The organism is Herbaspirillum sp. GW821-FHT09A12, assembly GCF_059418325.1.
Map to the genome: position 1 here is coordinate 139,484 of NZ_JBWKPR010000013.1, position 6,996 is coordinate 146,479.

At 63.6% G+C, this 6,996-nt stretch carries 4 protein-coding genes; 3 read left to right on the plus strand and 1 reads right to left on the minus strand.

Going from position 1 to position 6,996, the window contains the following annotated elements:
* Window positions 1-3 precede the first annotated feature (3 nt).
* Window positions 4-1,272, minus strand: a complete 1,269-nt coding sequence (locus tag AC07N6_RS21070) for a urate hydroxylase PuuD (protein ID WP_494782109.1) — start codon at window positions 1,270-1,272, stop codon at window positions 4-6.
* Window positions 1,273-2,026: 754 nt separating this feature from the next.
* Between AC07N6_RS21070 and AC07N6_RS21075 the strand changes: the two genes are divergently transcribed.
* The 3 genes from AC07N6_RS21075 (at window position 2,027) to AC07N6_RS21085 (ending at window position 6,718) form a co-directional block, all read left to right on the plus strand.
* Complete coding sequence (locus tag AC07N6_RS21075; RefSeq protein ID WP_494782110.1) at window positions 2,027-2,974, plus strand: LysR substrate-binding domain-containing protein; 948 nt, start codon at window positions 2,027-2,029, stop codon at window positions 2,972-2,974.
* Window positions 2,975-3,221: 247 nt separating this feature from the next.
* The gene (locus AC07N6_RS21080) at window positions 3,222-4,616 is read left to right on the plus strand and encodes a nucleobase:cation symporter-2 family protein (RefSeq protein WP_494782111.1); all 1,395 of its coding nucleotides are present in this window, start codon (window positions 3,222-3,224) and stop codon (window positions 4,614-4,616) included.
* A gap of 338 nt (window positions 4,617-4,954) precedes the next feature.
* On the plus strand, window positions 4,955-6,718 hold the full coding sequence (locus tag AC07N6_RS21085; protein ID WP_494782112.1) for an allantoate amidohydrolase: 1,764 nt from the start codon (window positions 4,955-4,957) through the stop codon (window positions 6,716-6,718).
* Window positions 6,719-6,996: the final 278 nt, after the last annotated feature.

Below are 6,996 nucleotides of genomic sequence, written 5' to 3' on the forward strand. Positions count from 1 at the left end.
GGCTTACTTGGCGCCGGCCTGGAACCAGGCGGCGATTTCGGAGCGTTCCTCGTCGGTCATCTGCGTCATGTTGGCCAGCGGCATGTCCTTGGTCTGCACCGCGCGCTGGAACACCTTGGCGGCGTGCTGGCGGATCAGCTCGGGCGTCTGCAGCATCATGCCGGCCGGCGCAGTGGCAAACCCGGCCTGGGTCGGCTTGTCGGAGTGGCAGCTCGCGCAGCGTTGGGTGATGATGGCCTGGATCTTGGCGAAGTCGGGCGCGGCCGGCGCCGCTGCCGCCACTGCGGCAACCGATCCATCGGCGGCAGGCACGGCAGCCGCAGCGGCCACCGGCACTATCGGCGCCACCGGACGCGGTGCGATCGCCACTGCCACGGCCAGCAGCAGGGCCACGCCGGCAAGCGGATAAGCGATCGATACCCGGCCCTTGTGGCGCAGGTTGAAGAAGTGGCGGATCAGCACGCCGGCCGCCATGATGGCCGCCAGCACTAGCCAGCTATACGCGTGCGTATAGGTCATCGCGTAGTGGTTGCTGATCATGATGAACAGGATCGGCAGCGTGAAGTAGTTGTTGTGCACGCTGCGCTGCTTGCCTCGGCGGCCGTGGATCGGGTCGGGCGACTTGCCTTCCTTCATCGCCTCCACCAGCTTGCGCTGGCCGGGGATGATCACCATCAGCACGTTGCCCACCATGATGGTGCCGATCATGGCGCCGACGTGGATATAGGCGGCGCGACCCGACAGCAGGTGCGTCAACATGTAGGCCACGGCCACGATGAAGACGAACATCACCAGCCCCAGCAAGCCTTCCTTCTTGCCCAGCGGCGACTTGCACAGCAGGTCGTAGACGATCCAGCCCGCCACCAGGGTGCCGATGCCCACGCCCACGGCTTCCAGGCCGGAGAGGTTGGCGACCGACTTGTCGACCATCATCGCCGAGGCGTTGAAGTAGTAGACGATGAACAGCATGGCGATGCCGGTGATCCAGGTGGCATATGCCTCCCACTTGAACCAGTGCAGTTCTTGCGGCAGTTCGGCCGGCGCCACCAGGTATTTCTGCGGGTTGTAGAAACCGCCGCCGTGCACCGCCCACAGCTCGCCGGACACGCCTTTCTTCTCCAGCTCGCTGCCCGGCTTGGGCGGGCGGATGGAGTTGTCCAGCCAGACGAAATAAAATGAAGCGCCGATCCAGGCGATGCCGGTGATCAGGTGCAGCCAGCGCACCAGCAGGTTGGCCCATTCGATGCCGTACGATACCAATAATGCTTCCATGTCTTCCCCAACTCAGGATTCCCGTCCGCCACCGCAGGCACTCCGGACAGGCGAGGCATTGCCTCAGTAAAGGGCCGTCATGAAAACTCGTCCGCCTGGCTGCAGGATGGCTGGCGCAACGGCAACAGTGCCGCGCGGCAATGCAATTCTGAGTGGATGAGAGCTTCCCGCGCGGCGGGAATATCTGGCGCGGCGGCTTGCGGCCCCGTACCGGTCTCCTGCCGTCGCTGCCGCTACGACCCGATGGCTTCATGTCGCGCCATCTGTTCTTGATTACCTGCCGTCCCCCGCTGCGTACCATCGCGCCCTTATGAGTCGACGATTTCCGTGGCATGGGCCGGCTGCACAGAAGATAAACGCCGCCGGGCCCTCCACACATCGCTCACAACGTATATTTGACATACGCATGTCCATATACAAAAATGACTCGTAAATGTGGGACGCTTGCGGTCGTGCGCAATTCATTCCATTAACCAAATTCTTGCCGCCCATGCCTTCCAGCTTGGGCAGCAAGCAAAAAAGGCCGCAGAGACCGGCCGGCGCACGAAGGCGAACCAGATTGGCCATGGCATGGTGCTTGCATCCTGTCCGGCTCCGCGCTTCGCACCGCTACCGGGAACCCGCACAACATTGACGACATAAACCAGGACGCCCGCGATCCCGATCGCGGGCGTCCACAGAGTGAACGAAAAACCGTCACCTGCCCTTTTGCGCGATAACCACGCGCTTGAACGAAGACCCCGGAGACATCCCCATGTCCAGGCTGCCAGACCATCTCGACATCCACCTCATCCGCATCCTTTACCTGCTGTTGTGCGAGAAAAACGTTTCACGCGTGGCCCTGAAACTGAACCAGCCGCAACCGTCGATCTCGGCCTCGCTGCGCAAGCTGCGCGAACTGACCGGCGACCCGCTGCTGGTGCGCGGCGCGCGCGGCATGGTGCCGACCCAGCACGGCGAAAGCCTGCTGAAGCCGGCCAAGCGCATCCTGGACGAGACCGAACGCCTGTTCGTGCCCAAGACCGCCTTCGTGCCGCAGGACGAGGAACGCACCTTCCACATCGCCGCGCCGGACTACATGAACACGCCTTTCTTCACCGAAGTGATCGCGCGGCTGCGGCGCGAGTCGCCCAGGAGCCACATCGTGATCCACGCGCTCGGCCCCGAGACCGATTACGTGCGCCTGCTGTCGGACGGCGAGCTGGACCTGGTGATCGCCAACTGGGACGAGCCGCCACCGCACCTGCACCTGTCGAAACTGTTCGACGACCCCATCGTATGCCTGATGCGCGCCGATTGCGCCTACGCCAAGCGCACCGCGCGCGACGCCATGAGCATCGAGGATTATCTCTCGCTGCCGCATGCCGCGCCCTCGCAGATCCTGCCGGGTTACCACGGCACCATCGATACTTTCCTGGAAAAGCAGAATTTGCGCCGCAATGTGGTGGTGGAATCGGCGCATTTCCGTATGCTGCCCTACATGGTGGCGCAAACCGATCTGGTGCTGACCGCCGGCCAGCAGTTCGCCAGCTTCTACGAGAAGCTGCTTTCCCTGAAAAGTTACACGGTGCCGGTGAAGTTCCCGCCGCTGCGCTTCTATCAGTTGTGGCACGAGCGCGTGCACCAGGCCACCGAGCACAAGTGGCTGCGCGCCCAGGTCAGCGCCGCGGCCAAGATGGTGGTTGGGGCGGCGCCTCACTGAAAGACGGCTTGCGGCAGGTCGGCTCTATGTCCATGCCGCATATATCGACGGCCCGCCAGGCAGTATGCAGTACCCTATATATCGGGTCCGTGGGATTGCTTTAGTATCCTGAGCACCAGGCCTGTATCCGAACACATGAACGGAGCAAGGAACTGACCACGGAACCCCATTTCAAGCGACAAGGCACGCCCTGCCAGGCGCGGTCACATGTCAGGTTCCGATACAAAAATCAAACCAGGAGACAGCCATGCAAACCCCAAGCCATCCGGTGGATGAACGCCTACCCGTATTCAAGCTGTTCGCACTGGGCATGCAGCACGTGCTGGTGATGTACGCCGGCGCCATCGCCGTGCCGCTGATCATCGGCGGCGCCTTGAACCTTCCCAAATCCGAAATCGCCTTCCTGATCAGCGCCGACCTGTTCTGCTGCGGGCTGGTCACCATCATCCAAAGCGCCGGCATCTGGAAATTCGGCATCAGGATGCCGGTCATGATGGGAGTAACCTTCGCCGCCGTCGGCCCGATGGTGGCGATGGCCAACAACCCCTCGCTGACCATCCTGCACATCTATGGCGCCGTGATTGCCTCCGGCGTTTTCTGCATCCTGGCTTCGCCTTACATGAGCAAGCTGATGCGCTACTTCCCGCCGGTGGTGACCGGCACCGTGATCACCGTGATCGGCATCTCGCTCATGGGCGTGGGCATCAACTGGGCCGCCGGCGGCCAGCCGGTGATCGGCCAGCTGGTGGACGGCGTGTTCGTGAAGGTCCCCAACCCCGACTACGGCTCGCCGCTGTCGCTGTCGATCGCCGCCATCGTGCTGGTGTCGATCCTGCTGATCACCAAATACACCAAAGGCTTCATCTCCAACATCTCGGTGCTCATGGGCATGGTGATAGGCTTCGCGATCGCCTTCGCGCTGGGCAAGATCAGCTTCGACGGACTGGACGAAACCGACTGGTTCGCCTTCATCAGGCCCTTCCACTACGGCATGCCGCAGTTCGACATCGCCTCCATCATCAGCATGTGCCTGGTCATGATCGTGACCATGATCGAATCGACCGGCATGTTCATGGCGCTGGGCGACATCGTCGGCAAGAAGATCGACGACAAGACGCTGGCGCGCGGCCTGCGCGTGGATGGCCTGGGCACCGTTATCGGCGGCATGTTCAACACCTTTCCCTACACCTCGTTCTCGCAAAACGTCGGCCTGGTGGGCGTGACCGGCATCCGCAGCCGCTTCGTCTGCGTGGCCGCCGGCGTGATCCTGCTCGCCTTCGGCCTGTTCCCCAAGATGGCGCACGTGGCGGCCTCGATCCCGCAGTTCGTGCTGGGCGGCGCCGGCATCGTGATGTTCGGCATGGTGGCGGCGACCGGCATCAAGATCCTCTCCAGGGTCGACTTCCACGGCAACCGCAACAACCTGTTCATCGTCGCCATCAGCATCGGCGTGGGCATGATCCCCATCGTCGCCCCGACCTTCTTCGACAAGATGCCGGCCTTCCTCGGCACGATTTTCCACAGCGGCATCCTGCTGGCCTCGGCCATGGCGGTGATCCTGAACCTGTTCTTCAACGGCCGCGGCACGGAAGAAGACGTGGCGCGCTATGCGGTCGCCGCGGCGCAAAGCTCGGACCATTGAGAAAACGCGGATGAAATGGCGATGCCGTTCAGTTAAGTGCTGAACGGCATTCGTGTTTGCGGAGTTCAGGCGCCGTCCGGCGGAAAATGGGAGGTTATATCCGCCGCGTGATAAGCGAAATCGCATACGGCCCAGATGAAACCGTTGATGCCATCCGGGCCAAGATGTTTTAAAGTCTAGGCTACCGCTCAAAACCGTCCGCATGGCGGCTTTGGACGACATCCAGGCGCAACAATCGCGGCCGACAATCGCAAAAAACAGATACCGGCGACCGCAACGCTGCAACACCGCAACACCGAACAACTGAAGAGACCGGGGCCAATCCGCCCGGCAAACACATGACGACCACACTGGAACAACTCAACAACGCCGAGGCCTCCGCCTTCATCGCCGCCCTGCACGGCATCTATGAGCATTCGCCCTGGATTCCCGAGCGCGCGGCCGCGCAGCGACCGTTCCGCAACCTGACCGCCCTGAAGCTGGCGTTGCAGAAGGTGGTCGCCGACGCCGGCCGCGCCGAGCAACTGGGCCTGATCCGCGCCCACCCGGAACTGGCCGGCAAAGCCGCCATCGCCGGCGAACTGACCGCCGAATCGACCGGCGAGCAGGCCCGGGCCGGGCTCAACATGTGCTCGCCGGAAGAATTCGCCACGCTGCAAAAGCTCAACGCCGACTACAACGCCAGGTTCGGCTTCCCCTTCATCCTGGCGGTCAAGGGCCCGACCGGCGCCGGCCTGACGCGCCAGCAAATCATCGCCACCTTCACCCGCCGCCTGCGCAACCAGCCGGAAGACGAACTGCGCGAAGCGCTGCGCCAGATCGGCCGCATCGCCGAGATGCGCCTCAACGACCTGGCCGGCCACAAGCCGGCGCTGGGCGCCACGGTGATGCAATGGGCCGAGGAGATCGGCGCCCTGTCGGAAGACGAAGGCGCGCTGACCTGCACCTACCTGACCGACACCCACCGCCGCACCGCCGACCAGATCGCGCACTGGATGCGCGAAGCCGGCATGCACGTACACATCGACGCGGTCGGCAACGTGGTCGGCCGCTACCTCTCCGCCGACCCGCAGGCCAAGACCCTGCTGACCGGCTCGCACTACGACACCGTGCGCAACGGCGGCAAGTACGACGGCCGCGAAGGCATCCTGCTGGCCATCGCCGCCGTCAAGCACATGAACGAACGCGGCGAGACCCTGCCCTTCCACTTCGAAGTGATCGGCTTCTCGGAAGAAGAAGGCGTGCGCTTCAAGAGCACCTTCCTCGGCAGCAACGCCGTCACCGGCCAGTTCGACCTGAACCTGCTGGACCTGCAAGACCGCGACGGCATCACCATGCGCGACGCCATCACCCAGGCCGGCCACGACATCGCCGCCATCCCGCAGATCGCACGCGATCCCTCCGACATCCTGGGCTACGTGGAAGTGCACATCGAACAAGGCCCGGTGCTGCTCAACCGCGACCTGCCGGTAGGCATCGTCACCTCCATCGCCGGCAGCTCGCGCTACCTGGTCGACCTCAAGGGCGTAGCCAGCCATGCCGGCACCACGCCGATGAACATGCGCAAGGACGCCGGCGCCGCCGCCGCCGAGATCATCCTCTACGTCGAACAACGTTGCTCGCAAGACCAGCACGCCTCGCTGGTCGGCACGGTCGGCCAGCTGCAGGTCCCGCGCGGCTCCACCAACGTCATCCCCGGCGCCTGCCAGCTCTCGCTCGACATCCGCGCCGCCCGCGACGACGTGCGCCTGGCCGCGGTCGCCGACATCCTGGCCAAGATCAACGAAATCTGCGAACGCCGCAGCGTCGACGCCAAGATCGAAGAAACCGTCTCCGCCCCCGCCGCCCCCTGCGCCCCCTGGCTGATGCAGCAACTGGCCGCCGCCACCGAACGCGCCGGCATCCCCCCGTTCGAACTGGCCTCCGGCGCCGGGCACGACGCCATGGCGATCGCCAGGATGACCGATGTCTGCATGCTGTTCACCCGCTGCGGCAACGGCGGCATCAGCCACAACCCGCTGGAAACCATGACGGCGGACGATGCGGAAGTGTCCGGACAGATCCTGTTGGATTTCTTGCGTAGTTTCAAGGCGAAGGCTTGAATGCAGAAGAAGGCTTCGATACGCCGCTACGCGGCTACTCAGCCCGAACGGAGTAGGTGAATCATTAACGACACTGCGTCCTGGCGAAAGTCAGGACGACGCGTAGAAGCGATAGCGATCAAAAACACCGATGCCGCAGGCGAGCAGCAAGCACCGCGAGGCCGAAGGCGAGCCGGCTACGCATTCCCCTTGTGGGCCAGCTGCCGGAGTGCGGTAAAAAATGGATCAGCGAGGCAGTCGGAGCGCAGCGACTCTGCCTCGCCCATTTTTTACCGCAC

Coding starts and splice junctions, on each gene's coding strand:
- AC07N6_RS21080 (WP_494782111.1), top strand. CDS start 3,222: ATGCAAACCCCAAGCCATCCGGTGGATGAACGCCTACCCGTATTCAAG.
- AC07N6_RS21070 (WP_494782109.1), bottom strand. CDS start 1,272: ATGGAAGCATTATTGGTATCGTACGGCATCGAATGGGCCAACCTGCTG.
- AC07N6_RS21075 (WP_494782110.1), top strand. CDS start 2,027: ATGTCCAGGCTGCCAGACCATCTCGACATCCACCTCATCCGCATCCTT.
- AC07N6_RS21085 (WP_494782112.1), top strand. CDS start 4,955: ATGACGACCACACTGGAACAACTCAACAACGCCGAGGCCTCCGCCTTC.